The organism is Actinoplanes sp. NPDC026670 (assembly GCF_040638175.1).
Classification (GTDB): domain Bacteria; phylum Actinomycetota; class Actinomycetes; order Mycobacteriales; family Micromonosporaceae; genus Actinoplanes.
Genome location: NZ_JBEZXU010000005.1, coordinates 219,292 through 244,069, shown reverse-complemented (window position 1 = coordinate 244,069; position 24,778 = coordinate 219,292). Strand labels below are relative to the sequence as shown.

17 protein-coding genes are annotated in these 24,778 nt (G+C 70.7%); 11 read left to right on the top strand and 6 right to left on the bottom strand.

What is annotated here, in order from left to right; genetic code table 11:
- The first annotated feature begins 98 nt into the window (after window positions 1-98).
- Window positions 99-1,487, top strand: a complete 1,389-nt coding sequence (locus AB0E94_RS07610) for a metallophosphoesterase (RefSeq protein WP_360323636.1) — start codon at window positions 99-101, stop codon at window positions 1,485-1,487.
- A 65-nt stretch (window positions 1,488-1,552) separates the two neighbouring features.
- Entirely contained in the window at window positions 1,553-4,681 is a 3,129-nt protein-coding gene (locus AB0E94_RS07605; RefSeq protein ID WP_360323734.1) for a UvrD-helicase domain-containing protein, read from the top strand.
- Here AB0E94_RS07605 and AB0E94_RS07600 read toward each other — a convergent pair.
- The gene (locus tag AB0E94_RS07600; RefSeq protein WP_360323634.1) at window positions 4,668-5,351 is read right to left on the bottom strand and encodes a prepilin peptidase; all 684 of its coding nucleotides are present in this window, start codon (window positions 5,349-5,351) and stop codon (window positions 4,668-4,670) included. The two genes, AB0E94_RS07605 and AB0E94_RS07600, sit on opposite strands and share 14 nt — an antisense overlap.
- Window positions 5,352-5,427: 76 nt before the next feature.
- On the opposite strand from AB0E94_RS07600, the gene AB0E94_RS07595 reads away from it, so the two are divergent.
- From AB0E94_RS07595 to AB0E94_RS07580, 4 genes are all read left to right on the top strand, one after another.
- Window positions 5,428-6,021, top strand: coding sequence for a hypothetical protein (locus tag AB0E94_RS07595; RefSeq protein ID WP_360323632.1), 594 nt, complete (start codon window positions 5,428-5,430; stop codon window positions 6,019-6,021).
- 91 nt (window positions 6,022-6,112) lie between these two features.
- Window positions 6,113-7,318 (top strand): AAA family ATPase, encoded by a 1,206-nt coding sequence (locus AB0E94_RS07590; RefSeq protein WP_360323630.1) that lies wholly within the window; start codon window positions 6,113-6,115, stop codon window positions 7,316-7,318.
- 27 nt (window positions 7,319-7,345) lie between these two features.
- A complete protein-coding gene (locus AB0E94_RS07585) occupies window positions 7,346-7,843 on the top strand; it encodes a DoxX family membrane protein (protein ID WP_360323628.1) in 498 nt (165 codons plus the stop codon).
- Between the two features lie 220 nt (window positions 7,844-8,063).
- Window positions 8,064-9,488 (top strand): glycosyltransferase family 87 protein, encoded by a 1,425-nt coding sequence (locus AB0E94_RS07580; RefSeq protein ID WP_360323626.1) that lies wholly within the window; start codon window positions 8,064-8,066, stop codon window positions 9,486-9,488.
- A gap of 114 nt (window positions 9,489-9,602) precedes the next feature.
- Here AB0E94_RS07580 and AB0E94_RS07575 read toward each other — a convergent pair whose 3' ends face one another.
- From AB0E94_RS07575 to moaC, 4 genes are all read right to left on the bottom strand, one after another.
- Window positions 9,603-10,010, bottom strand: a complete 408-nt coding sequence (locus AB0E94_RS07575) for a molybdenum cofactor biosynthesis protein MoaE (protein WP_317797295.1) — start codon at window positions 10,008-10,010, stop codon at window positions 9,603-9,605.
- A 284-nt stretch (window positions 10,011-10,294) separates the two neighbouring features.
- Window positions 10,295-11,512, bottom strand: a complete 1,218-nt coding sequence (locus tag AB0E94_RS07570; RefSeq protein ID WP_360323624.1) for a molybdopterin molybdotransferase MoeA — start codon at window positions 11,510-11,512, stop codon at window positions 10,295-10,297.
- 16 nt (window positions 11,513-11,528) lie between these two features.
- A complete protein-coding gene (locus AB0E94_RS07565; RefSeq protein ID WP_360323622.1) occupies window positions 11,529-12,029 on the bottom strand; it encodes a MogA/MoaB family molybdenum cofactor biosynthesis protein in 501 nt (166 codons plus the stop codon).
- Entirely contained in the window at window positions 12,002-12,493 is a 492-nt protein-coding gene (gene moaC, locus AB0E94_RS07560) for a cyclic pyranopterin monophosphate synthase MoaC (protein ID WP_360323620.1), read from the bottom strand. The genes AB0E94_RS07565 and moaC overlap by 28 nt, the downstream gene beginning before the upstream one ends.
- Window positions 12,494-12,851: 358 nt before the next feature.
- Between moaC and AB0E94_RS07555 the strand changes: the two genes are divergently transcribed.
- The 4 genes from AB0E94_RS07555 (at window position 12,852) to AB0E94_RS07540 (ending at window position 18,897) form a co-directional block, all read left to right on the top strand.
- Window positions 12,852-15,344, top strand: coding sequence for a bifunctional diguanylate cyclase/phosphodiesterase (locus AB0E94_RS07555; protein WP_360323732.1), 2,493 nt, complete (start codon window positions 12,852-12,854; stop codon window positions 15,342-15,344).
- Complete coding sequence (locus AB0E94_RS07550) at window positions 15,341-16,555, top strand: glycosyltransferase 87 family protein (protein ID WP_360323618.1); 1,215 nt, start codon at window positions 15,341-15,343, stop codon at window positions 16,553-16,555. The genes AB0E94_RS07555 and AB0E94_RS07550 overlap by 4 nt, the downstream gene beginning before the upstream one ends.
- Window position 16,556: 1 nt before the next feature.
- On the top strand, window positions 16,557-16,943 hold the full coding sequence (locus AB0E94_RS07545) for a zf-TFIIB domain-containing protein (protein WP_360323616.1): 387 nt from the start codon (window positions 16,557-16,559) through the stop codon (window positions 16,941-16,943).
- Between the two features lie 1,615 nt (window positions 16,944-18,558).
- On the top strand, window positions 18,559-18,897 hold the full coding sequence (locus AB0E94_RS07540; RefSeq protein ID WP_360323614.1) for a YbaB/EbfC family nucleoid-associated protein: 339 nt from the start codon (window positions 18,559-18,561) through the stop codon (window positions 18,895-18,897).
- 438 nt (window positions 18,898-19,335) lie between these two features.
- On the opposite strand, the gene dnaB is transcribed toward AB0E94_RS07540, so the two are convergent.
- Window positions 19,336-20,805, bottom strand: a complete 1,470-nt coding sequence (gene dnaB, locus AB0E94_RS07535) for a replicative DNA helicase (protein ID WP_360323612.1) — start codon at window positions 20,803-20,805, stop codon at window positions 19,336-19,338.
- A 359-nt stretch (window positions 20,806-21,164) separates the two neighbouring features.
- Here dnaB and AB0E94_RS07530 point away from each other — a divergent pair, with 359 nt between their 5' ends.
- On the top strand, window positions 21,165-24,662 hold the full coding sequence (locus AB0E94_RS07530) for a hypothetical protein (protein WP_360323610.1): 3,498 nt from the start codon (window positions 21,165-21,167) through the stop codon (window positions 24,660-24,662).
- Window positions 24,663-24,778 lie beyond the last annotated feature (116 nt).

Here is a 24,778-nt window from a genome sequence, read left to right as displayed (position 1 = left end):
TGCTGAGACACGGCTGAGGAGCCGGTGCGTCGCCGATGCCGGGAGATCCGGGCGTTCGGGGACACTTGGTCGGGCAAGTTGGGGGTGCCTCCACGTGAGTGGACGGCTGGGGAGGGTTCGGGTTGTTCGTCTTCTTCGTGGTTATCCTGCTGGTCGTCGGCCTGATCCACTACTACCTGTGGAAACGGTTGGTTCGTGACACGCTGCGTCCCGGGTGGGGGCGCCGGGCCGGGACGATCGTGGCGGTGGCGCTCGGCATTCTCACACCGCTGACCTTCATCGGGGTCCGTGCCGGCTACTTCAAGTGGCTCTCGTGGCCCGGCTATCTGTGGATCGCCGTGATGTTCTACCTGCTCGTGACGCTGGCGGTGCTGGAGGTTCCGCGGCTGCTGCTGATGCGCCTGTGGGCGGGCTCCGGGCGTACCGGAAAGAAGACCGAAACCGCGACCAGCGCCGCACCCGCACCGATCCGCGTCGCCGATGGAGTCGAGACCGCGGCCGAGCCGCGGCCGACGGCTGTGGCCGGCGGAGCGGGGTCGGTCGGGACCGCGACCGCAGCCCCGGCGACCGCTGCCGAGACGCCGGTCGGCGACGAACCCGGCACCGGGGAGAAGCACGGCCCGAACGATGCTGACGCGCCGGATCCGGACACGGAGGCGAAGCGCGGCGTCGAGCGGCGGCTGCTGCTCGCCCGCGGCACGGCGATCTTCGCCGGTCTGACCGCCGCAGGCATCACCGGGTATGGGGTGAAGACCGCGACCAGCGCCCCGCAGATCGACCGTTTCCAGATGCCGATGGCCAAGCTCCCACGGGCGATGGACGGCACCCGGATCGCGGTGGTCTCGGACATCCACATCGGGCCGCTGACCGGGGTGAACCACGCGCAGCGCATCGTTCAGGTGATCAACTCGGTGAACGCGGACCTGGTGTGCGTCGTCGGTGACCTGGTCGACGGCAGTGTGGCCGAATTGGGCCGGTTCGCCGCGCCGCTGGCCGGGATCGAGTCCCGGCACGGGGCGTTCTTCGTGACCGGCAACCACGAGTACTACTCCGGCGCCGAGGAGTGGGTCGAAGAGGTGGCCCGATTGGGGATCAAACCGCTGCGCAACGAGCGGGTGGCGATCAACGGACTGGACCTGGCCGGTGTCAACGATCTGAGCGGCGCGGAGCAGGGTGACGCCCCGGATTTCGCCCGCGCGCTGGGCGACCGGGACACCGCCCGGCCGGTGGTCCTGATGGCCCACCAGCCGGTGGCCGCCGTGGACGCCGCTCCCTACGGGGTGGATCTCCAGGTCTCCGGTCACACGCACGGCGGCCAGATGGCTCCGTTCAACCTGCTCGTGAAACTCCAGCAGCCGGTAGTCTCCGGCTTCGGGAAGGTGGACGGCGTGCCGGTCTACGTGACCAACGGTGCGGGATTCTGGGGTCCACCGGTGCGTGTGGGCGCACCCCCACAGGTCACGGTCATCGAACTACGTGTGGCATAACCCATCAAGATCGGTAAGTGTGTTTGAGCGTGGCGAAGCAAGGCGGGACCGACGGCCATGACAGGATGCGGGGCGTGGAGGTCAGCACGGATACATATGTGGCAGACCTGCACATTCATTCGCGCTTCTCGCGGGCCTGCAGCCGTGATCTGACGCTGCCCAACCTGGCCTGGTGGGCCCGGCGCAAGGGCATCGCCCTGCTGGGCACCGGAGACTTCACCCACCCGGCCTGGTTCGAGCACCTCAAGGAGAGCCTGACGCCGGCCGAGCCCGGCCTGTTCCGGCTCACCGACGAGACACCGGTCACCAAGCGCCTGCCCGGTTCGCTGCGTGGCACCACACCCGCCCGGTTCATGTTGAGCGTGGAGATCTCGACGATCTACAAACGCGACGACAAGACCCGCAAGGTGCATCACCTGCTCTACGCGCCCGACTTCGAGTCGGTCGAGAAGATCAACACCGCGCTGGGCCGGATCGGGAACCTGACCGCGGACGGCCGCCCGATCCTGGGGCTGGACTCGCGCAACCTCCTGGAGATCACCCTGGAGGCGGGCGGCTATCTGATCCCGGCGCACATCTGGACCCCGTGGTTCTCGGCGCTGGGTTCGAAGTCGGGGTTCGACGCGATCGCCGACTGCTACGCCGACCTGGCCGACCACGTGACCGCGGTGGAGACCGGCCTCTCGTCGGACCCGGAGATGAACTGGCGGGTCTCCAGCCTCGACCGGTACCGCCTGGTCTCGAACTCGGACGCGCACTCGCCGGCCGCCCTGGCCCGCGAGGCCACCCTGTTCACCGGCACGCCTGACTACTTCGCGGTGAAGGACGGCATCGGCCTGGCCGGGACGCTGGAGTTCTTCCCGGAGGAGGGCAAGTACCACGCCGACGGCCACCGGGCCTGCGGGGTGAACTGGGAGCCGGCGAAGACCCGGGCGTCGAACGGCCGTTGCCCGGAGTGCGGCCGCCCGCTGACCGTCGGTGTGCTGAGCCGGATCGAGGACCTGGCCGACCGGCCGCTCGGCTTCCACCGGGACGATCACGTCGAGCACCTGATCCAGCTGCACGAGATCATCGGTGAGATCCACGGCGTCGGCCCCAAGTCGAAGACCGTCGAGTCCCAGCTCAACCACCTGGTGGCGACGCTCGGCGCGGAGCTCGACATTCTGCGCAAGGTTCCGGTCGACGAGATCGGCAAAGCCGGCGGCGACGAGCTACGGGAGGCGATCACCCGGCTCCGGCGCGGTGACGTGCGGCGGGTGCCCGGTTATGACGGCGAGTACGGCGTGATCACCCTGTTCGACCCGGGTGAGCTGCGCAACCGCAACAGTGCCCCGCAGACCGAGACGCTCTTCGACTTCCCATCCGAGCAGCCGGCCCCGCGTCCCGAGCCGGCCAAGGAGAAGGCGAAACCGAAGGCCAAGCCGGTGAAGGAGAAGCCGGCCCCGCCGCCGCTGGCGCCGCCGCCGAGCCCGCACGAGCCGTTCGAGCCGATGCTCGCCGGCATGGAGGAGGTCGGCACCGGCCTGCTGGACCGGCTCGACGCGATGCAGCGGGTGGCCGCGTCGGCACCCGGTGGGCCGCTGCTGATCGTCGCGGGACCGGGCACCGGCAAGACCCGGACACTGACGCACCGGATCGCGTACCTCTGTGCCGAGCTGGGTGTCTTCCCGGAGCGCTGCCTGGCGATCACGTTCACCAGGCGGGCCGCGGCCGAGCTGAAGGAGCGTCTGGAGGCGCTGCTCGGGGACGTCGCCGAGGACATCACCGTGGGCACGTTCCATTCGCTGGGCCTGACCGTGCTGAAGGAGAACGCGAAGGCGGCCGGGCTCGGTACCGGCTGGCGGATCGCCGACGAGCACGAGCAGGCGCAGGCCCGGGAGCAGGCCGGTGACGACGACACGGCGTACCGGAAGCTGTTGCGTCAGCAGGACCTGGTGGACCTGGACGACCTGATCAGCGTGCCCGTGACGCTGCTGCGCGAGGATCCGGCGCTGGTCGAGCGATACCGCAGGCGCTGGCAGTGGATCTTCGTGGACGAGTATCAGGACGTCGACGAGTTGCAGTACGAGCTGTTGCGCCTGCTCAGCCCGCCGGATGGCAACCTGTGTGCGATCGGTGACCCGGACCAGGCGATCTACTCGTTCCGTGGCGCCGACGTGCGGTACTTCCTCCGGTTCAACGCCGACTTCGTGGACGCCCGCCTGGTCCGGCTGACCCGTAACTACCGGTCGTCGGCGCCGATCCTGGCTGCGGCGGTGCAGGCCATCGCGCCGTCGACGCTGGTCAGCGGCCGCCGCCTGGACCCGGCACGGCTGGATCCGGAGGCCTCCCTGGTCGGGCGGTACGCGGCCCGCAGTGTCGCCGACGAGGCCGACTTCGTGGTCCGGACGATCGACGAGCTGGTCGGTGGCCTGTCCCATCGTTCGCTCGACTCGGGTCGGGTCGACTCCCGTGCCGCGGCCGTCGGCAACCTGTCGTTCTCGGACATCGCGGTGCTCTACCGCACCGATGCGCAGTCCGGCCCGATCGTGGACGCGCTGTCCCGCGCCGGTGTCCCGGTGCAGAAGCGTTCACACAACCGGCTGCGGGACCGTCCCGGTGTGGCGGAGATCGCCCGGGAGCTGCGGCACGCCGGTGGTGCGGGTGGACCGCTGCCGGCCCGGGTGAAGGCGGCCGGTCAGGCACTGGCCCAGCGTTACGCAGCGCCGACCCTGGACGGCGACCAGCTCGCCCCCGAGGACGTCCGGCTCGCCGCCGAGTTGCTGTCGCCGCTGGCCAACCGGGTCGGCGACGACCTTCCGCTCTTCCTTCAGCAGCTGGCGACAGGTGCCGAGGTGGATGCTCTGGACCCGCGGGCCGAGGCGGTCAACCTGCTCACCCTGCATGCCGCCAAGGGCCTGGAGTTCCCGGTGGTGTTCCTGGTCGGCTGTGAGGACGGGCTGCTGCCGCTGCGCTGGCCCGGTTCGGCGCCGTCGGAGGACGAGATCGCCGAGGAGCGGCGGCTGTTCTTCGTCGGTCTGACCCGTGCCCAGGACCGGCTCTATGTCAGCCACTCGGCGAAGCGGTTCCGGCACGGCAGTGAGCGGGAGCAGTCTCCGACCCCGTTCCTCGACGTGATCGATTCCGGACTTTTCGAGAAGCTGGGCGAGGCCGTTCCGGCCCGGCCGAAGGACCGCCAACTCAGGCTGCTGTAGTCGCCAGGATGAATCCGGCGAGCAGCGCGGGACCGAATGGGATCGGCCGTCCCTTTCGGGTCACCAGCAACCAGGTGGCGACCACACCGTTGAGCAGGTGGGCGGTGCCGAGGCAGACGGCCACCGCCGGCCACCCCGCGAACCCGAGCAGGAACGCCAGTGCCGCGCCCAGTTTCACGTCGCCGAGGCCGAGTCCGTGCCCGGGCAGCAGGGCGATCGCCAGATAGGCGGCGCCGACCAGCAGACCCGTGGCCAGTGCCGGGACGATCCGGTCCGGCGCGAGCAGGGCGAGCGGAACTCCGCCGGCCAGCACGAACATGCCGACCAGCCGGTCCGGCAGTCGCAGGCAGCCCAGGTCGATCATCGCCAGCAACAGCCCCGGGATCGCCGCGAGCAGGTGGACGGGCAGCTGCGGGACCGGTCCGAGCGCGGCCGCCAGCACTCCGGCGGTCATCGCGAACGTCACCGCCGGCCAGTGTCCGCCCACGCCGCAGGCCGGGCCGGCGTGGAGCCAGCCGTTCCATCCCGAGGGGTACGCCCGCCCGCACCGCCCACACTCGGAGCGGGCCGGTGATCCGAATGGGACGGTCAGCCGATGGGCGATCCGGGGCAGGAACGCCCCGGCCGCGGCGCCGAAGAGCATCGACAAGATCACCAGTTGTGACGACACGAAGGTGAAAGGTATCCGATTGTCCGGCGCACGCTACGGTGGCAGGCGGCGTAAATCGCTTCTGGAGGGACCCCCGATGTCGCAGAACGGGCCTTACCCTGGTCAGGCGTGGCCGAGCGGTAGCCCTGAGCAGCCATATTCGGAGCCCTCGGACCCCTGGGGCGGTCACGCACAGGACATTCCGCAGCAGCAGGCGTTCGCGCCGCCGCCGGAGTGGCAGAAACCGGAGTGGAAGAAGCCGCCGGCCCGGCGCGGGTTCGCGATGGGCGCCACGGTCGCCGCGTTGAGCGTGCTGATCGGCGGGGGTGTGGCGACCGCGGCCTGGTTCACGCTGGGCGGCAAGAAGGAGCCGGTGTCCGGTTCCACCGCCGCCGCGACGGTGCCGGCCGGGCCGGGCGCACGACCGCAGCCGAGTGCGGACGCCAGGTTCGCCGCGAAGGGCCAGTGTGTCCGTAACGAGGGCACGAACACCGAGCCGAAGCTGCGGATCGTGGTGTGCACGGCGAACACCTACGAGATCTTGAAGCGCGTCGACGGCCGGACGACAGGCGAGCGGGACGCGGTACGTAAGTGTGCAACCGTGCCCAAATACACGAAGTGGTACTACTACGACACCGAGTACGACGATGTCGATTTCGTCCTGTGCCTACGCGAGTATGAACCCGTCTAGCGCTTTCTAGCCAGGATGCTAGACCAACTTAGAGGGTGATATCGAGCGGACTCTAGCGCTGACGCTAGATAGCCCGATACGGTGCTACGTCATGGATCCGGTGCGGAACCCGTACGCTCCCGGCGCCGGCCAGCGCCCGCCCGAGCTGGCCGGACGCGGCCGTGAGCTGGACGCCTTCGACATCGTGCTGGAGCGGGTGGCCCGTGGCCGCCCGGAGCGCAGCCTGGTCCTGACCGGCTTGCGCGGTGTCGGCAAGACGGTGCTGCTCAACACCCTGCGCTCGGCCGCCATCGGCCGGCTCTGGGGCACCGGCAAGATCGAGGCCCGGCCGGACCAGTCGCTGCGCCGCCCGGTCTCCGGCGCCCTGCACATGGCGATCCGTGAGCTGGCGCCGCATCATCGCGACCCGGATCGGGTGGACGAGGTGCTGGGTGTGCTCAAGGCGTTCGCGCTGCGGTCCAACGACGGCAACGCCAAGCTGCGTGATCGGTGGGCGCCGGGCATCGACGTGCCGCCGGCGCGCGGCCGGGCCGACTCCGGTGACATCGAGATCGACCTGGTCGAGCTCTTCACCGACGCGGCCTCGCTGGCGACCGACGTGGGCACCGGGATCGCCCTGTTCATCGACGAGATGCAGGACCTGAGCGCGACCGACGTGTCGGCGCTCTGCGCGGCCTGTCACGAGTTGTCCCAGCTGGGCGCGCCGCTGATCGTGGTGGGCGCGGGGCTGCCACACCTGCCGGCCGTGCTGTCGGCGGCCAAGTCGTATTCCGAACGGCTCTTCCGGTACGCGCGGATCGACCGGCTGGACCGGGACGCCGCCGACCTGGCGCTGGGGGTGCCCGCCGAGCGGGAGGGCGTGGAGTACGACCAGGAGGCGCTCGACCTCCTCTACGAGAAGTCGGGCGGGTATCCGTACTTCGTCCAGGCCTATGGGAAGGCGACCTGGGACCATGCGCCGCAGACGCCGATCACCGCAGACGACGTGTTGATGGCCGCGCCGGAGGCGGAGGGTGAGCTGGCGGTCGGCTTCTTCGGCTCCCGGTTCGAGCGGGCCACCCCGGCCGAGCGGGAGTACATGCGGGCGATGGCCGCGCTCTCCGACGATCCGGGCAACGACATGGACGCCGCGGTGCCGACCTCGGAGATCGCGATCTCGCTCGGCCGCAAGCCCGCGAGTCTCTCCCCGGCTCGCGACGCTCTGATCAAAAAGGGACTCATCTACTCGGGTGAACGGGGAACTGTCGCGTTCACCGTCCCGCACTTCGGCCGCTACCTCAGAACGCAGCCGGTGTGAGGGCACGGTTGCGGGTATAACCGGGTGATGAGGCCCGTACGCTCCGCAGCCCGCGCGATGCTCGCGTCGATCTTCGTCGTCGACGGCATCCGCACTCTGGCCCGGCCGGATTCCCGTGTCGAGGCGGTGCGCCCGCTCACCGACCGGGTGACGCCGCTGATCGAGCGTGCCGACCCGCGCCTACCCACCGACCCGCGCACGCTGGTCCGGATCAAGGCGGTCACCGACGTGGTGGCCGGTCTCGCCCTCGCCACCGGGCGGTTCACCCGCCCGGCCGCGGCGGTCCTGGCGGCCGGGCTCGTCCCGCACACACTGACCGAGAAGGGCGATCGCGACCACCTGCTGCGCAGCCTCGGCCTACTCGGCGGGCTACTCCTCGCGGCGGTCGACACAGAGGGCCGCCCGGGTATTCATTATCGGACATCGCACGCGATCGACAGGAGCCAGCGATCGGTCCGGCGGGCGGTCCGGACCGCTCGACGGGAGGCCCGGATCGTCGCGGCAGCGCGCAGATTGCCCGGCTAACAACCTTATTGCGGCCTTTGCGTTAAAGCGGACGAGGGGCCGCGCGGTCGGTCAGCGCCTTCTAAGCTCGCTTCCGCTCGGCAACGCCCTGCCGCCGTCCCGACCCACTGCGCGCCACGCGCAGACGGGCGGGCCAACCGGCAGGACGTGCCGTGCCCGGGGACGAGACGGGGGTCGCGCCATGCCGGCAATCAGGAACATCGCGCTCAGCGCTGCGCGCATGAGGTCCGGACTGGTCGCCGTGGGCGTGCTGGTCACGGCCGCGATCATCACCCTTTACATGCAGCGGTACGGCCTGAGCACCCTCGCCGTCGAACATGAGGCGATCACGGGCTGGCTGGCCGGGGACGGGCTCTACGCGTACCGCTCCCCGATGAATGAAGCCGGCGCCGCGCTGCCACCCGCACTGGCGCTGCTCGCCGCGCCTCTCACCCTGTTGCCGTTGCGGGTGGCCGGCTGGCTGCTCGCCCTCGCCGGACTCGCCGCCCTGGTGCTCAGCACCCTGGTGATCGCCGGCCCGGTGGCCCGTCGCCACGGTCGGCGCCGCGGCCCGTTCGTGCTGGCCGCGGCGGCCCTGGCGCTGCTCGCCGAACCGGTCCGCGCCGCCATCGGCCTCGGCCGCCCGGAACTCCTGATCCTCGCCCTGATCGCCGCCGACCTGGTCGGACTGCGCCGAGCCGCACGTGTGCGCAACCGATCCCTGGCCGCCCTGCTGAGGGCCCGCCGGTCATCCCGCGTGTCTCTCGTCACACGCCGGTCCCCGGCCGACCGCCCCCGCACGGCCCGCATCGTGCACGCCTTCCGCAACACCCTGCGCTCCCGGTACTCGGGCGGTTTGTCGGAATCATCGAAGCGCTCCCGCCGGGAGGTCGACACCTCCGGTGGTGGCACCCTGCGCCGGGTCTGGGCGAACGGCTCCTGGGCCGGAGCCGGCACCGGACTGGCCGTCACCTTCAGCACGACGGCCCTCCTGTTCGTCGTCTACCTGCTGATCACCCGGCAGCGCCGGGCCGCCCTCATCGCCCTGACCACCGCGACGGTGGTCACCCTGGGCATGCTGGCGGTGGCGCCGGACGAAACCCTCACCTGGTACGGGACGACGATGTGGGAACTCGCCCGCCCCGCCCCGGTCAGCGACCTCGACAACCAGTCCCTGGCCGGAGTGATGGCCCGGCTGTACGGCTTCCCCGCCCCACCCGTGCTGGTGTGGTTCGCCTTCGGCGTCCTGCTCGTGGCGGTCGGCCTGATCCGGGCCCGTTCCGCCCACACCGAAGGTGACGAGGTGGCCGCTTTCACCCTGGTCGGCCTGACCGCGGCCGTGGCCGGTCCGGTGACCACCGCCGCCGAGAGCCTGTGGATGCTCCCCGCCGTCCTGATCCTGGGCGACGCCGGTCTTCGCGGTCGGCTCAGCGTCCGGTTGCCCCGCTCGACCCGCCGCACCGGAACCGTGTACCTGACCGCGGCCGCCGCCGGCTACCTGATCCTGATCGCCACGCCGCCGTGGTCGCTCCGCTGGAACGTGCCCGCGCTCGCCCTGATACTGCTGGTCAACGTGCTGCCGTGGCGCCAGGGATCGCCTGCTCTGCCGACCACCCGCCCGGCACCCCATCGGCGGGCGGCCATCCCGCTGCCCCGAGGCCGCTGACCTACCGGCGTTCCGCCGTCCTGCCGCCGCTCCACCGACCTACCGCCGCTGCGCCGCTCCGCCGCCCTGCCGCCGCGCCGCATGAGTCGGTGTTCGGCGTCCGCCGGATCGGCGTCAGGGGCAGTTGACCCACTCCTCGGTGCCGTCGCGGAAGACCTGGCGCTTCCAGATCGGCAGGCGGGCCTTGGCCTCGTCGACCAGACGGGCACACGCTGCGAAGGCGGCTGCCCGATGGGCCGTGCTGACCGAGGCGACCAGTGCCACGTCGCCGATCTCCAGCGTGCCGATCCGGTGGGACACGGCCACCGCGTAGACGGCCGGGTCGGCGGCGATCTCCTCGGCCACCTCACGCAGGATGGCGGCCGCGGTCGGGTGGCCCTCGTATTCGAGCAGGGTGACGCCACGGCCGTGGTCATGGTCGCGGACGACGCCCTGGAAGGAGACGACCGCACCGGCTCGCGGGTCGGCGACGGCCGCTTCGTGAGCAGCCAGGTCCAGCGTCTCGTCCACGACCGCGCTCATGGCCACCAGACCGGCGACCTCCGGAGAGGCCTCATCGGCAGCAACGGATGCGGAGGAGGCCGGCGCGGAAGAGGCGGAGGCCGACCCGGACGAGGCGGGGGCCGGCGCGGAAGAGGCGGAGGCCGACCCGGACGAGGCGGAGGCCGGCGCAGACGAGGCGGAGGCCGGCGCAGACGAGGCGGGGGCCGGCGTGGAAGAGGCGGGCGCAGACGCGGCCGTTGTGGAAGAGGCGGCAGCGGGGTCGGCGGGCGTGCCCGCGGGCTGTGTGAGGTCGGCGGGGCTGGTCACGGGCGCTCCCCGGGCGTCAGCGGAAGGGGCAGGAAGGGGACCGTGTCACCGGCGGCGGCCTGAGTGCCGGGCCGGACGACGACGAAGCCGTGCGAGTTGGCGAGACCACGGAGCATGGCCGAACCGACGTGCCCGGCGGGCGTGGCGGTGCGCCCGGTCGGGTCGAGCGCGGCCAGCGCCAGGTGGGTGAAGCTGCCCCGGCCGGCCACGTCCGCCCCGGCGATGACCGACGGCAGCGGCGGCAACGACCGGCCCTGGAGCCCGGCAAGCAGCGGCGCAACCAGCGTGACCAGAGCGATCACCGCAGATTGGGGATTGCCGGGCAGCCCGGCGAGGAACCGGGACCGCCCGTCCGGACCGGGCACCCGGGCCAGCAGCATCGGGAAACCGGGACGCACCGCGACGGTGTTGACGACATACGACGCGCCGAGCTCGGCCAGCGCCGGATGCAGGTGGTCGACCGGCCCGTGCATGGTGCCGCCCGTGGTGCAGACCAGGTCGGCGATGTCGAGGGCGCTCCGGATCGCGTCCAGGTGGGCGCTCAGGGTGTCCTTGACCGGGCCCTGCACCGACTCGACGGTCGCGCCGTAGCGCCGTAGCCAGCCCGGCACCTGCGGGCCCAGGGAGTCACGGACCCGGCCGGCTCCGGGTGGCCCGGCGGTGAGCAACTCGTCACCGAAGACCAGTAGTGCCGCAGAGGGCGCCGACCGTACCGAAAGAGTCTCGTAACCGCAGGTGGCCGCGACGCCGACGACTGCCGGATCCACCGCGGCGCCGGCCGGGAAGAGCTCCTCGCCGCGATGCGCCTCCTCGCCGGGCAACCGCCAGTCGGGGATGGCCCGCGGCTCGCCGGAGACGCGGCCGTCGGCGCCGGTGACCGAATCCTCGATCCGGATGAGCGCGGTGGCGTGGTCCGGGACCATCGCGCCGGTGGCGATCTCGACGCAGTCACCGTCCGCGGTGAGCGGCGGCGGGGTGCCCCCGGCCAGGACCCGGCCGACCGGGCGCCACGGCCCGGCGCCGCGCACCGCCCAGCCGTCGATGCTCGACGTCGGGAAGGCGGGCAGGTCGGTCAGGGCGCGCAACGGCTCGGCGAGGGTCCGGCCGTCGGCCACGGCCAGCGGAATCTCCTCCGCACCGCCGGCCGCGTCGAGGCCCGCGCGATACGCGAGGGTGCGCGCCAGTTCCCAGTCCACAGGGGTCGACTCGGTCACCGGGAGAGCCTAACGCTCAGTGGTCGCCGCCACGGATCTGGTCCACCGTGTGGGCGAGCAGCGGGCCGAGCACCGCGAGTCCGTCCTTGGCGCCGCCTGTCGAGCCGGGCAGATTGACGATCAGCGTGCGGCCGGCCACTCCGGCGAGCCCGCGGGACAGCGCGGCCGCCGGAACCTTGTCACGGCTGTGGGCACGGATCGCCTCGGCGATGCCGGGGATCTCGAAGTCGAGCAGCCCACGGGTCGCCTCGGGGGTCCGGTCGGTCGGGGTGACCCCGGTTCCGCCGCTGGTCAGGACGACATCGATCCCGTCGGCGACGGCGATGCGGAGGGCTTCGGCGACAGGCTCCCCATCGGGTACGACCACCGGCGCCTCATCCACGTCGCAGCCGAGTTCGCGGAGGCCGGCGACGAGTCGGGGCCCACTGGTGTCGGCGTAGACACCGGCGGCCGCCCGGTTCGACGCGACGACGACTCTGGCCCGGATCGTCACGGCCGGTCCTCCGGTCGTACCCAATCGCCGGTTTTGCCGCCTTCTTTTCGCAGCACCCGGACGTTTTCCAGGCTGGCCGCGGGGTCGACCGCCTTGACCATGTCGATCATCGCGAGGCCGGCCGTGGCGACGGCGGTGAGGGCCTCCATCTCGACGCCGGTCCGGTCGGCGGTCTTGGTGACGGCGGTGATCTCGACGGTGTCGGCCGTGAGGTCCAGCTCGATCTTGACGCCGTGCAGCCCGATCGGGTGGCAGAGCGGAATGAGATCAGGTGTCCGTTTCGCCCCCATGATGCCGGCGAGGCGGGCGACCGCGAGGGCGTCACCCTTCGGGAGGCCGTCCCGGCGCAGGAGGTCGACGACTTCGGCGGTGGTGCGGACGCGGCCGGCGGCGGTGGCGCGGCGGTCGCTCACCGCCTTGGCGGACACGTCGACCATGCGTGCGGCACCGGTCTCATCGACGTGAGTTAGGTGGCTTTCCTGGGGCATACCGGGAGCTTAGTTCGCAACGCTGCCGCATTCGCTTCACACTCCGTCCACACTGCTCAGGGATGCTGCGGCAAGCTTGAGAAATAGAATTGTCGACAGCCGAATGACGCGATTCTCATTGCATTGAGTCCCCATTCAGAAACTGTCCGTAGCGGCGCGTCACGCTATTGTCGCATTCTGCGCATAGCGACACGATCCACTGGAATCCGACACCTATCAGGTCCTAAATTCAGTCCCGCCAGGACGAGCTAGGACAAATGGGAGGGATCGATATGCGCAACGACCGCGAGTGGACCTGAACCCGGTAGGTTGTGCCTTGAGCGACGAAGTGATCGCACTCGGCGACGACAAGGACGTCATGTCTCGGGAAAACAGCGACGACAACGTGACCGATCAGCAGCTCCGGCTGCTTGTCGGTCTCGTCGCCGTTCTGGGGCTGTTCGCCGTCGCGGGCTTCGCCGCCTACGCGATCGCTCTGCCCGATGCCCCACCGCACCCGTTGGTCCTCGCCGGCCTGTGTGGCTGCCTGTTCATCGCCAAACGGGTCAAAGTCCTGGTCCGGGTTCGGGCCAACAACGACAGCACCACCTGGGGCGAGATTCCCGTCCTGGTCGGGCTCACCCTCATCCCGGCGCCATGGGTGGTGTTCTGCGCCATCGCCGCAATGACCCTGCTGCGTTGCCTGAAGCGGGTCGACCTGCAGAAATCCGTCTTCGGGGTGGCCAAGGAAGCCCTGACCACCAGTTCCGCGGCCGCCGTCTTTCTGGCTTTCGGCGTGCGTCCGGATCTGACCGACCCACCCTTCCCGGTGCTGCCCATCGTGGTGGCGCTCATCACCTTCTTCCTCGTCGACCTCCTGGTCTTCGTGCCGGTGCTGGTCACCGCCACCGGCGACGGCGTTCTCCAGGTTGCGCTGCGCAACTGGACCGGCAACGTCATCTGCCTGGTCGGGGAGCTGGCCACCGCCCTGCTGGTCGTCGGCGTCCTCGCCACCGGCACCAACCCGCTGCTCCTGCTGAGCGTCCCGCTCGTTGTGCTGTGCATGCACCTGTGGCAGTCCCGCAGTGTCCGCACCCGCGAGGAACGCGAGTCCTGGCAGCGCCTCGCCAAGGCCACCGACGAGCTCAACGCAGTCGACCTCACCCAGGTCCTGCACTCGGCGACCACCCGGGCGGCGCAGATCTTCTCGGCCGCCGAGTCGGCGATCGACCTGGCCGGCCGGACGGTTCGCGCGACGGCGTCCCAGGTCCTCGCCGACGGGTCGGGCCCCACCGACCGGGTCACCCCGCCCGATGAGACCTCGGTCGACCTGATCGCCCACGACGGCAGTGTCCGGGTCGGCGTGCTGCGCCTGCGGTTCGGCGGGACGGTCCGGCTCACCGAGGTCGAGCAGTACAAGCTGCGGACGTTCGCGTCGGCGGTGTGCACCGCCATCCGGAACGCCCAGGCGTACGCCGAACTCGCCCGGATAGCCGCCGAGAACGCGCACGCCGCCACCCACGATCCGCTGACCGGCCTGGCCAACCGCCGCCGGCTGTACGAGCGTGCCGAGCAGGTGTTCCGCTCCACCGGCCAGGGCCTGTTCGCCCTGTTCCTGATCGACCTGAACCACTTCAAAGAGGTGAACGACACCCTCGGCCACGCCGCCGGCGACCAGGTGCTGCGCGAGGTGGCGGCCCGCCTGCGGGACGCGGCCGAACCCGGTGACCTGGTGGCCCGGCTCGGCGGTGACGAGTTCGCGGTGCTGCTCACCGGACTGCCCACGCCCGCACTGGCCGGGCACCGGGCGACCGGGATGCTCGCCACCCTGGACACGATCATCGAGGTCGAGGGCATGCGGCTGACCATCGAGGCGGCCGGCGGCATCGCACTCGCGGCCGGCGCCGGCAGCGTCGAGGAACTGATGCGCCGCGCCGACATCGCCATGTACCAGGCGAAACGCGCAGGCGAGCAGATCGTCGTCTACGCGCACGCCCGTGACACCGCCGACCTGGAACGGCTGATGCTCACCGGCGAACTGCGGCGGGCCGTGGCCGAGCACGAGTTCACCGTCGACTTCCAGCCGATCGTCGACCTGGGCACCGGCGAGGTCCTGGCCGCCGAGGCCCTGGCCCGCTGGCATCACCCCGACCAGGGCAGTCTCAGCCCGGTCCGGTTCCTGGAGACGGTCGAGCGGTCCGGGCAGCTGCCGGCGTTCGCCGACGCGGTCCTGGAACAGTCGCTGATCGCCAGGCAGAGCTGGCGGGACGCCGGTTTCGACCTGCCGGTCGCGGTGAACGTGTCACCGCGCAGCCTGCTCGACCCGTCCTTTCCCGGCGCGGTGCTGGCCCGGCTCTCCCGCCATGACGTGCCCGCCGACCGGCTGGTCCTCGAACTCACCGAAACCCTCACCGTCAGTCAGCTCGACGTGGTCGTGCGCACCCTCGCTGAGCTGCGCAACGCGGGTGTCCGGCTGGCCATCGACGACTTCGGCACCGGCGTCTCGTCACTGTCGGTGCTGTCCCGGATCCCGGTCCACCAGCTCAAGATCGATCGCGAGTTCGTGGCCGGGGTGGAGACCACAGCCGAGGCCGCCGCAGTCGTCCGGACCACCGTCGACCTGGCCCGCAACCTGCATCTGACGGTGGTGGCCGAGGGCGTGGAGAGCGAGCCGCAGCGGCGGGCTTTGTGGGCGCTCGGCTGCGTCGCCGGTCAGGGGCACCTGTTCGCCCGGCCGTACTCGGCGGCTCGCTTCCTCGGCATGCTGCAGCGCGGCTCCGGCGGCCGCCCGGGTGTGCTGGCGGAGGCCCTGCACGACGAGGGTTCGGTAGTGCGCATGCCTAGGCGCCGTCTGCCAAACTTGCCCGCGTGACCAAGAAGCTGGACCTGGCCCTCTACGCCCTCTCCGCGGTCTTCGCGCTGGTCACCGCACTGACCTCGACACTGCTGCCGCACCGCGCGTGGGGCGCCGTGGCGGCCTGGGGGTACCTCGCCGCTGCGCTGCTCGTCTACCTGGTTCAGCGTCGTGACCTGCTCGCCTGGGCCACCTGGGGTGCGGTGGCGCTACTGCCGCTGGTGATCCAGGCGGTGCAGCGGGCCGGCGGGCGCACCGACCGGGCCCAGGAGGAGGTGCTGGTCGTCGAGCAGATGGGCGAGTCGTTGCTGCACAGCGGCACGCCCTACCTGAGCCGTACCGAGATCGCCGCGATCCCGCTCGACGAGCGTCTGCTGGGCTATCGCCCCTATCAGCCGGGAATGTCGGTCTTCGGCCTCCCCCGCGCCGTAGTCGGCGACCACTGGTTCACCGACGCCCGGATCTGGTTCGCTATCGCGACGTTGGTCACCCTCGGCGCGGCTGTCACCCTTCTTTCATCGGTACGGCCTGAGCGCTCCCTTTTCACATCCCCGTCTCCCGCTCTGGTGCGTGCCATCCAGGCCGCCACAGTCCTCCCGGTGACCGCGTTGACCCTGGCCACCGGCGGTGACGACATTCCGGTCCTGGCGCTGTGCCTGCTCGCCCTGGCGCTCGCCGCCACCGGCCGCCCAGGCTGGTCCGGAGCAGCCGTCGGCGCGGCGGCCGCCTGCAAACTGTTCGCCCTGCCGGTCGTGGCGGTCCTGGTCGTATACGCGACAGTCACCGGAACGTGGCGCCGCTTCCTCCCCGGAGCCCTCGGCCTGCCACTGCTCGCTCTGCTGCCGCCGCTACTGGTGAACGCCGACGCCCTGATCGAGAACGTGCTCCGCTTCCCCCTCGGGCACGGCCTGGTCACGAGTCCCGCACAGTCCCCGTTCCCCGGATACCTGATCTCCCAGAACCTTCCGGGTGGCCGCTACATAGCTGCTGGCCTGCTGATATTCGCCGCTGCGGTGATCGGCTTCCGGCTTCTGCGGCGGCCGCCCCGTACCGCCCGCGCGGCCGCCCTCTTCTGTGGATGGGGCCTCCTCACCGCGATCCTGCTGATGCCGACGACACGATTCGGATACCTCCTCTACCCCGCTGCTTTGCTGCTCTTTGCACCAGCACTCAGCAAGGACACAGGTTCTTCCGCCCCACGGCATGACACGGCCTTGTACCGTCATTGAAATGCATATGACGTGCCCCAAGTGCCACGGCGAGATGCGGGTCTACGAGCGCAGCGGCGTCACGATCGACCAGTGCAGCGAGTGCCGCGGCATCTTCCTCGACCGCGGCGAGCTGGAGAAGCTGTTCGCCGCCGAGGCCAGCTATAACCGCGCCCCTTCCGGCGGCCAGGCGCCTCCGCCGCCTCCGCCCGCCCCCCACGCTCCGCACGCGCCGACGCACCAGCCCGGCTACGCGCCCCCGCCGCCCCCGCCGCCGTATGGGGCGCCGGCGCCGCACGCCTACCCGCCGGCCGTCCCGGCTTACGGTCACCACGGCCACTACCGGCGCGGATACGGCCACCACGGCCACTACCGCCGTCGCAGCTTCCTCCACGACCTCTTCGACTGACCACCCGCCCGGCCCCGCCGAACCGAACATCTCCAGCCCGGCGCTACCGGAACCGACCGTCTTCAGCCCGGCACGACCGGAACCGACCGTCTCCAGCCCGGCAGCGCCGGGCCTGGCCGGCCGGTTCCGGCCCCGAGTCGCCGTGACCCGAAGGCGCATCGACCCGGCCGCTGGGCGACCGGCCGGCTCCGACCATCTGGCGCTGGGCTAGGGCTGAGGCCGAACGGGCCCTGGACCTGCATCGCTGCGCCCGCTCGGCTCTGGCCCCCGGGTGTTCGGCAGCCCGCCCCTGGCTCGGTGTCCCCCGCCCGCGATCTTGTGGATCTCCTTCCGTCACCGGCAGGATCCCCAAGATCGCGGCGGTGATGGAGCATCTCCGCTGCGACAACCGACATGGCACGGCTTGCCGTATCCGGATTCGGGGCGATGTAGATGCCGTCGTCCATCTCCCCGAACGACTTGGCTGACGGCACTGCCCACGCCCCGAGCAACACCGCAGCCCACGGCCCTGTCGACGTAACGGCCCGCCTCGGCCGCGAGCGATTCCGACAGGCACATGGCGCGGTTCCCGGTGGCGCATCCCGTGGTATGCACGTCAACTGCCGTGTGCACGACGATCTCACTCCGGCACCGATGCCGACTGATGTGTCGAATCAGCGCACCCCGCTGCCCCCACAGGGTCGCCGCAGGTGTGCCGCTGAGCAGAGACGCGGGTGTGCCGCTGAGCAGAGACGCAGGTGTGCCGCTGAGCAGAGACAGCGGCCGCTCCAAGCTCTGTAGACAGAGGTCGCCGGAGTCTTCGCCGTCAGTCCGCCGAGCCGGCCGCCAACCAAATCACTTTCCAGCGCCACCTGCTGACCGATTCGCCTAGATCTGCGCCATGCCACAACACCTCGCCCACCGAATCTCGCCCGGTCAAGGCTGGCCGTCGCCGATGTTCAGGAGCAGGCAGGCGGGACAAGCGCACACGTTGGCGGTGTGCGCGCTCCTGTCGTCGCCCCGGCATGGATGAACGCTCACGATCGGCCCAACGTGTGCGCCTGTCCTCGCTCCAGCAACGACCGAAGCCCGCAATCAGCGAACGTGTGCGCTCACCCGCGTTGCCGTCGCTGCGACATGTCACCTATACCCTCAGAAATAGGACCTACGGAGCCAAGCCGCGGCCGACTGGTAGTCGAAACGGGCCGCACCCAACCCAGCGATTGACCTGGGCCCTGGACAGAGTGCCCGGCCAGCAAGGACACGGCTCCAAGCGCGGATCGAGCCTGTCCAGCAAGCCTCCCGAGGAGGAACCGACACCGGATCCGGCTGATAATTTTCCGCGCCCGCCGGACCACCCCTGGACACGCAGAGTCATGTCATCGTTTGGATTGGCGGTCCACAGTGTTCGGTCTACCTGTGGGAATTCGCGCGCCTCACTGAGACGTCCGAATTGTGAAAGTGCTATTGCTCACTCTAGGTAGTCACAAGACGGAGTCGTATCGTCACTTAAAAGTGAGCTATTTCGATAAGCCTCTCTTTTCGTGTGCGTTACGAAGTTACCGGAATACGCAACGTCGCCGATCTTGGGTATTCTCACGTCCGCCCCCCTGTCGCGGCGAACGGAGGAAGAACCGTGACTGAAACTGCCGATCGTGCGGCCGACCCCAACCTGCGCACCGATCTGGAAGACATCTACGGCCGATACGAGGAACTGCGCTCCGGAGTGGACGAGCTTCAGCGCAGCGTCGCCACCATGCAGGTCAGCGCCGAGTCGGAGAGTGGCGAGGTGCGGGCCACTGTGGACGCTGACGGCCGCCTCGTCGACCTGCGGCTCAACCAGGACGCCTGCCGTGAATGGCCGGTCGACACCCTCGCCCGTGTCATCGTCGAAACCGTCCAGCACGCCTCGGCCGGCAAAACCCGGCAGATCGAACAGCTGGTCACCAACCACCGTCCGACCGACAACGCCTGACCTTCCGAAACGCCAGCGCCCCCCATGTGAGACCGAACTCGACACATCTGTTCAGTTCAGCCGTCACGAAACACCACACATCAGGACCGATGACCCCACCCCACGGTCACAGGTCCATGCTCCCGAGCCGGGCCGCGGTTCTCACCACCGATACCGCGTCCCGGCGACAACGCCCGCTGCGTGTCCACACCGCGGCAACTCTTTACCGTTGTGCCTTTCCGGAAATGTCCGCGAATCATTCGCGTCGATGCGGCAAGCGACAAATACGGAATGTTCGATCAGGGAACGCTCTCCCGGTACAAGGTTCGCGATAACCCGGTGATGAAGTGATGGCGCGTGAGTCGCCTTGTGTGCCCTTTTGTGGAGACGTCGCGATGTAGGCCCGGAACGGGCCGGTGCGGTTGGCGACGCCTCCGAACGTACGAAATATGGGACTTTTTAGATCGCCATGTCGACGAACCGCGAGAGATGCAGCTGCGCCGCCACCGTGATGGTGTCGGTCGGGCCGTTTCGGTGTTTGGCGACGATGAAGTCGGCCTCGCCGGCGCGTGGCGACTCCTTGTCGTAGTAGTCGTCGCGGTGCAGCAGGATCACGACGTCCGCGTCCTGCTCGATCGAGCCGGACTCACGCAGGTCGGACAGCTGGGGGCGCTTGTCGGTCCGCTGCTCGGGACCACGGTTCAGCTGACTGACACCGATCACCGGGCACTCGATCTCCTTGGCCAACAGCTTGAGACCACGGGAGAGCTCGGAGACCTCCTGCTGCCGGCTCTCCGTCTTCTTCGGCGAAGACATCAGCTGGAGGTAGTCGATGACCAGCAGACGGAGGTTGTGCCGCTGCTTGAGGCGGCGCGCCTTGGCCCGGATCTCCATCAGGTTCATGTTGGGGGTGTCGTCGACGAAGATCGGCGCCTGACTGATCTCGCCCATCCGGCGGGCCAGCTTGGTCCAGTCGTCGTCGGAGAGCTGGCCGGAGCGAAGTGTGTGCAACGGCACACGCGCCTCGGCAGAGAGCAGGCGCATCACCATCTCGATCTTGCTCATTTCGAGCGAGAAGATGGCGGCCGCGTGACCGTACTGAATCGCCGCGTTACGGGCGAAGTCCATGCTCGCGGTCGACTTACCGAGACCGGGACGACCGGCAACGATGATCAGCTGGCCTGCGTGCAGACCGTTGAGCAGGCGGTCCAGGTCTTGGAAGCCGGTCGGGATGCCGGTCATCACGCCGCCGGCCGCGCCGACCGCCTCGATCTCGTCGAGGGTGGGCTGCAACATGTCGCCGAGGGCCGCGAAGTCCTCGCTGACCCGTTTCTCGGTGACCTCGTAGATGGCCTGCTGGGCCAGGTCGACGATGTCGTCGACGTCACGCCCGCCGTTGCCGCCGGTGCCATAGCCCAGCTGCACGATCTTGGTGCCGGCCTCGACCAGGCGGCGCAGGATGGCGCGCTCCGAGACGATCCGGGCGTAGTAGGAGGCGTTCGCCGCGGTGGGCACGCTCTCGATCAGGGTGTGCAGGTAGGGCACACCGCCGACCCGTTGCAGGTCGCCGGAGTCGGCGAGCGCGGCCGCGACCGTCAGGGCGTCGGCCGGCTCGCCACGGCCGTAAAGGTCGAGGATGACGTCGTAGACGGTGGCATGGATCGGCCGGTAGAAGTCGTTGACCTTGAGGATCTCGACGACGTCGGCGATCGCGTCTTTCGACAGCAGCATGCCGCCGAGCACGCCCTGCTCGGCCGCGACGTCCTGCGGTGGCGTCTTGTCGAAACCGCCCTCGAAGCCGCCGCCACCGCCCTTGTTGCCACCACCACCGCCCTTGTTGCCGCCGCCGCCACCGGCCTGGGACGGCGGCCGCGACTCAGGCCTCGCGTCGTCGGTGATCGACACCGGTTTCCCCCTCCACTCGGCCATCGGCCGCCTCACGGTCGAACTGCCTCCCCCTTCGACTGATCCCGGGCGGGATTCAGGGGTTCGCTGAAGATCTAAGTCCGCTTGTGAGGCTGGACCACTGTACGAACCCCGCCGCCACCAGCCCAACTGCCGCGGTGGACGAGCCTTGGGACAACCTGTGGACATCCCCGGTGACTCTGTGGGTAGCCCTGTGCACACCGTGTGGACAACTTCTGGGGCAGCGAACCCGAGCAGGGGATTCGTCGTCCCCACCTGTGGAGGGCAGAAACAAGTCAGGATCTGCGGAAATAGCTACTCGGGTGAGCAAGCAGTCGCACTGAGGCGTTGCGGTTCCGCTTCGGGCACGTCACCCTTTCCAGGTGGACCAACGGGAGTGGGACTACGGGACCCGCATGTCGCGCCCTCGGCGCGCTGCGGGTGCTTGGCCCACCCGGGAACCGGAGATCGAGGAGCCGGAGTCGCGTTGGGCATCGCTGACCGATACCGGCAGCATGGCGCCGAGCGACGAGGCACTGGCCTGGCAACGCCGCGCCGACGACTGGGCCCAGCAGGCCGAAGTCGAGCCGTATGGCGGCGGCGGCCAGGCGATCGAGCCGGTGAACAGGTGGTCCACCGAGGTCACCCCGACCGGTCGGCCGACCTTCCCGGCCGACGGTGTCGGCTGGCGCACCGAGACCGCCGAGTGGCGGGCCACCGGCGCGCGCTGGCGGCAGACCACCGAGTGGCGATCGTCCACCGGCTCGCATGTCTGGCGTTCCACCACCGAGGCGTGGCGGGCCGAGGACGAGGCCGCCGAGCGGGACAAACAGGCGTCGATCCCGGGTACCGCGTGGGAGACCGGCGCCGATCGGGAGACCCCGTCGTGGCGGCAGTCACCGGCGGCCGACCAGTCCGGCAGCACGCCGGCGTGGCGGCAGCCGTCGACCGAGACGCCGTCCTGGCGGCGCAACGATCCGGACAACTCGTCGTCCTGGCAGCGCCGGCCGGATCTGCCGGCCGCGACCACGCCGGTCGAGCAGACTCCGTCCTGGCGTCAGCCGTCCGTCCAGATGCCGACCTGGCAGCAGCCGTCCGCGCAGACACCGGCCGGCCCGCCTCCGACCGGTCAGGCGCCGTCCTGGCAGCAGCCGCAGACGCCCTCGTGGCAGCAGCCGCAGGCGACCCCGTCCTGGCAGCAGCCGTCGGCCCCCACGCCGCAGGCGCCCCAGACGCCGTCCTGGCAGCAGCCGCAGACCCCGTCGCGCCGCCGGGCCGCCGACACCGGCACCTGGTCCACCTCGTCCGCGGGCGCCGCCGGTTCGGCCTGGGGTGACCAGGGCCGTCCCGGCCCCGGGGAGAACACCACCGGCCTCACCCGCTGGGAGCGGACCGACGCGCCCGGCTGGCAGCGTTCCGCCGCTGAGGACGCCCGGCACCTGGTCCGTGAGGACGACCGTGCGGCCTGGCGCCGCGACGCGGGCGGCTTCGGCGAACGGCCCACCCGGGTCGGGCGCCGGCGGGCCGCCGAGGCCGATCCGGCCCCGTCCGGCGGCAGTGGCTGGTCGAGCGGGTCGTCCGCGGACAACTGGGCCGACCACACCGACACCGGCAGCATTCCGGTCGTCCAGGATCAAGACGACCGTCCCGCCTGGGCGGCACGCTCCGAGGCGCCGCCCCGGCGTGACCGTCGGCGGCAGCCCGAGGAGACCCGCCCCGAGCCGCCCGCCCGTCGTGCCGGTGGCAGCGGCGAGCGCCGTCGCTACAACTCCAACCCGACCAACTGGCGTGAGGACACCGCCTCCTGGGACGCCGACCAGGACACCAGCAACTGGACCCGTGACCCGGACACCGGTCAGTGGAGCCGGTCCGGTGAGGATCCGCGGGTGCTCGCATGGCGTGCCGAGGCGGCCCGCCGCGAGGCGACCAAGGACGAGACGGAGCCGCCCGCCCGCCGCTCCCGGCGCGACGAGCCGACCGGTGGGGTGCCCGGCGGGCCGCTGCCGAGCAGTTCGGTTCCGGCCGGCAACACGAGCGGTGCGGGCTGGTCAGCCGGCAGCGCTCCGGTCGACGATGGTCGTTCCGGCCGTCGTGGCCGCCCTGAGGAGCCGTTCAGCCCCGATGGGTACTCGGGTGGCCGCCGGCGTGCCTCCGACCCGTCGCGGCCCGCTGAGCCCCCTCGCGGCGCGGAGCCGCCGGGCCCGCAGGCTTGGCAGTCCGACCCCGAGCCGCGGCAGAGCCGGCAATACCGGCGTCTCAACATCGATCCGGAGGGGTACGGCGACGGCGCCCGCCCCGGACCGGGCTACCCGGGTGAGGACAGCCGCTCCGGCTCGGTGGGTTACCCGCAGGACGGCCGTCGCGGCCCGATTCCACCGCAATGGTCGGAGCCGGCCGGGCCGGAACCGCGCCGCCGGGCCTACCGGGACGAACCGGCCGACGCGCCCCGCTGGCAGGAGCCGGGCTACGGCGGCGGCCAGCGTGAGCTTCCGGCCGGTGGCGGCTACGGGCAGGCCCGCCCGGAGGCGCCGCGCAGTGGCTTCGGCAGTGCCGGCAGCCAGCGCGAACTGCCGGCCGGGCCGTCCGCCCAGCCGCAGCGGCCGGCCTACGGCGGTGGCCAGCGTGAGCTTCCGGCCGGTCCGTCCGCACAGCAGCAGCAGCCGACGTACGGCGCTCGTGAACTACCGGCCGCACCGGCCAGCGGCCCGGCCTGGGGCGACCAGGAGCGGGGCCAGCGTCCGGGCGGTGCGGGCGGCCAGTCGTGGGTGGAGCAGGAGCGCGGCCAGCGTCCGGCGCAACAGCGGCCGGCCTACGGTGGTGGCTCCGAGACGTCCTGGCTCGACCAGGAGCGCCAGCAGCCGCCCCAGCGCGGGCCGGCCTACGGCAGCCAGAACATCCCGGCCCAGCCGGCCGCCTACGACACGCCGCCCGAGCAGCAGCGTCGCCCCGGTTTCGGGTCGGCTCGCGCACTGCCGGCGGGCAGCTCGGCGCCGACGTCCGGGCCGGCCTGGACGCAGCAGCAGAAACCGGTGTACGGCAATGCCTCGGGTGACCTGACGGCACGTTGGCCGGATCCGCTGACCGACACCTCGTCCCGGCGTGGCTGGGGCGACCGTGACAATCCTCCGCCGCCCTCGGGAGGCGGCTTCGGCGACCGTCCGCCGCTTGCGGACTGGCTCGCCGCTGAACGCGCCGGCCGGCGCGGGGCCGAATATCGAGGCGCCGGGCAGGACGGTGAGACCGACTGGCGCCGAGAGCTGTCCCGCCAGACTGAGCTGGCTGAGGGCGAATCCCGCCGTTACGACACGTCGGACTTTCCTCCCTTTCGGCCAAGCGGTTCAGCAGCGGTCGACGGATCGTCGAATCTGGCCCTGAGCGCCACCTCGGTGATCGCCGCACCCGGCGCGGCGAGCTCCGGTGGAGTGGCGGTCGAGGAGGACACGTCGTGGCCTCCTCGCCGACCGACCGGCGCCTTCCAGGGCACCGGCTCCTACGAGCGTCGCCCGATGGGTGGCGACTTCCTACTCAACAAGCAGAACGACCTGCTCGATCCGGAGGACGAGGAAGAGGAGCAGGAGGACACCGGGACCCCGCTCGCCGCGGTCGGTTACACCGTCGTCTGGTACGGCGTGCCGGTCGTCCTCTTCGTGCTCGGCATCTTCGTGGTCAACAGCGGCCAGAGCGGTCACGCCCTGGACACGCTGGCCGGCGCCGCTCCAGGATTCGGCATCGCGCTGGTGCTGAGCATGGCGGTGGCCTACGGGCTCCGCACCGTCACGACGGCCTGGAAATCGGCGAGCGTCGGTCTGGCCGCGGCAGTGGTCGGCGGCGGCCTGGCCACCGTCCTGAGCTCGGCGATCACCGGCAACAGCCTGAGCTGAGTTAGCTGGCTCCGCTTCGCTCCGCGGCGATTTGCCTTGTAACCGGTGACTTGGCATCTGGTGCCAAGTCACCGGCGGCAAATCGCGGGGTGGACCGTCACGTGGGTTTGGATGGG

Coding starts and splice junctions, on each gene's coding strand:
- AB0E94_RS07605 (WP_360323734.1), top strand. CDS start 1,553: ATGCGGGGCGTGGAGGTCAGCACGGATACATATGTGGCAGACCTGCAC.
- AB0E94_RS07595 (WP_360323632.1), top strand. CDS start 5,428: ATGTCGCAGAACGGGCCTTACCCTGGTCAGGCGTGGCCGAGCGGTAGC.
- AB0E94_RS07590 (WP_360323630.1), top strand. CDS start 6,113: ATGGATCCGGTGCGGAACCCGTACGCTCCCGGCGCCGGCCAGCGCCCG.
- AB0E94_RS07585 (WP_360323628.1), top strand. CDS start 7,346: ATGAGGCCCGTACGCTCCGCAGCCCGCGCGATGCTCGCGTCGATCTTC.
- AB0E94_RS07580 (WP_360323626.1), top strand. CDS start 8,064: ATGAGGTCCGGACTGGTCGCCGTGGGCGTGCTGGTCACGGCCGCGATC.
- AB0E94_RS07575 (WP_317797295.1), bottom strand. CDS start 10,010: ATGAGCGCGGTCGTGGACGAGACGCTGGACCTGGCTGCTCACGAAGCG.
- moaC (WP_360323620.1), bottom strand. CDS start 12,493: ATGCCCCAGGAAAGCCACCTAACTCACGTCGATGAGACCGGTGCCGCA.
- AB0E94_RS07555 (WP_360323732.1), top strand. CDS start 12,852: ATGTCTCGGGAAAACAGCGACGACAACGTGACCGATCAGCAGCTCCGG.
- AB0E94_RS07545 (WP_360323616.1), top strand. CDS start 16,557: ATGCATATGACGTGCCCCAAGTGCCACGGCGAGATGCGGGTCTACGAG.
- dnaB (WP_360323612.1), bottom strand. CDS start 20,805: ATGGCCGAGTGGAGGGGGAAACCGGTGTCGATCACCGACGACGCGAGG.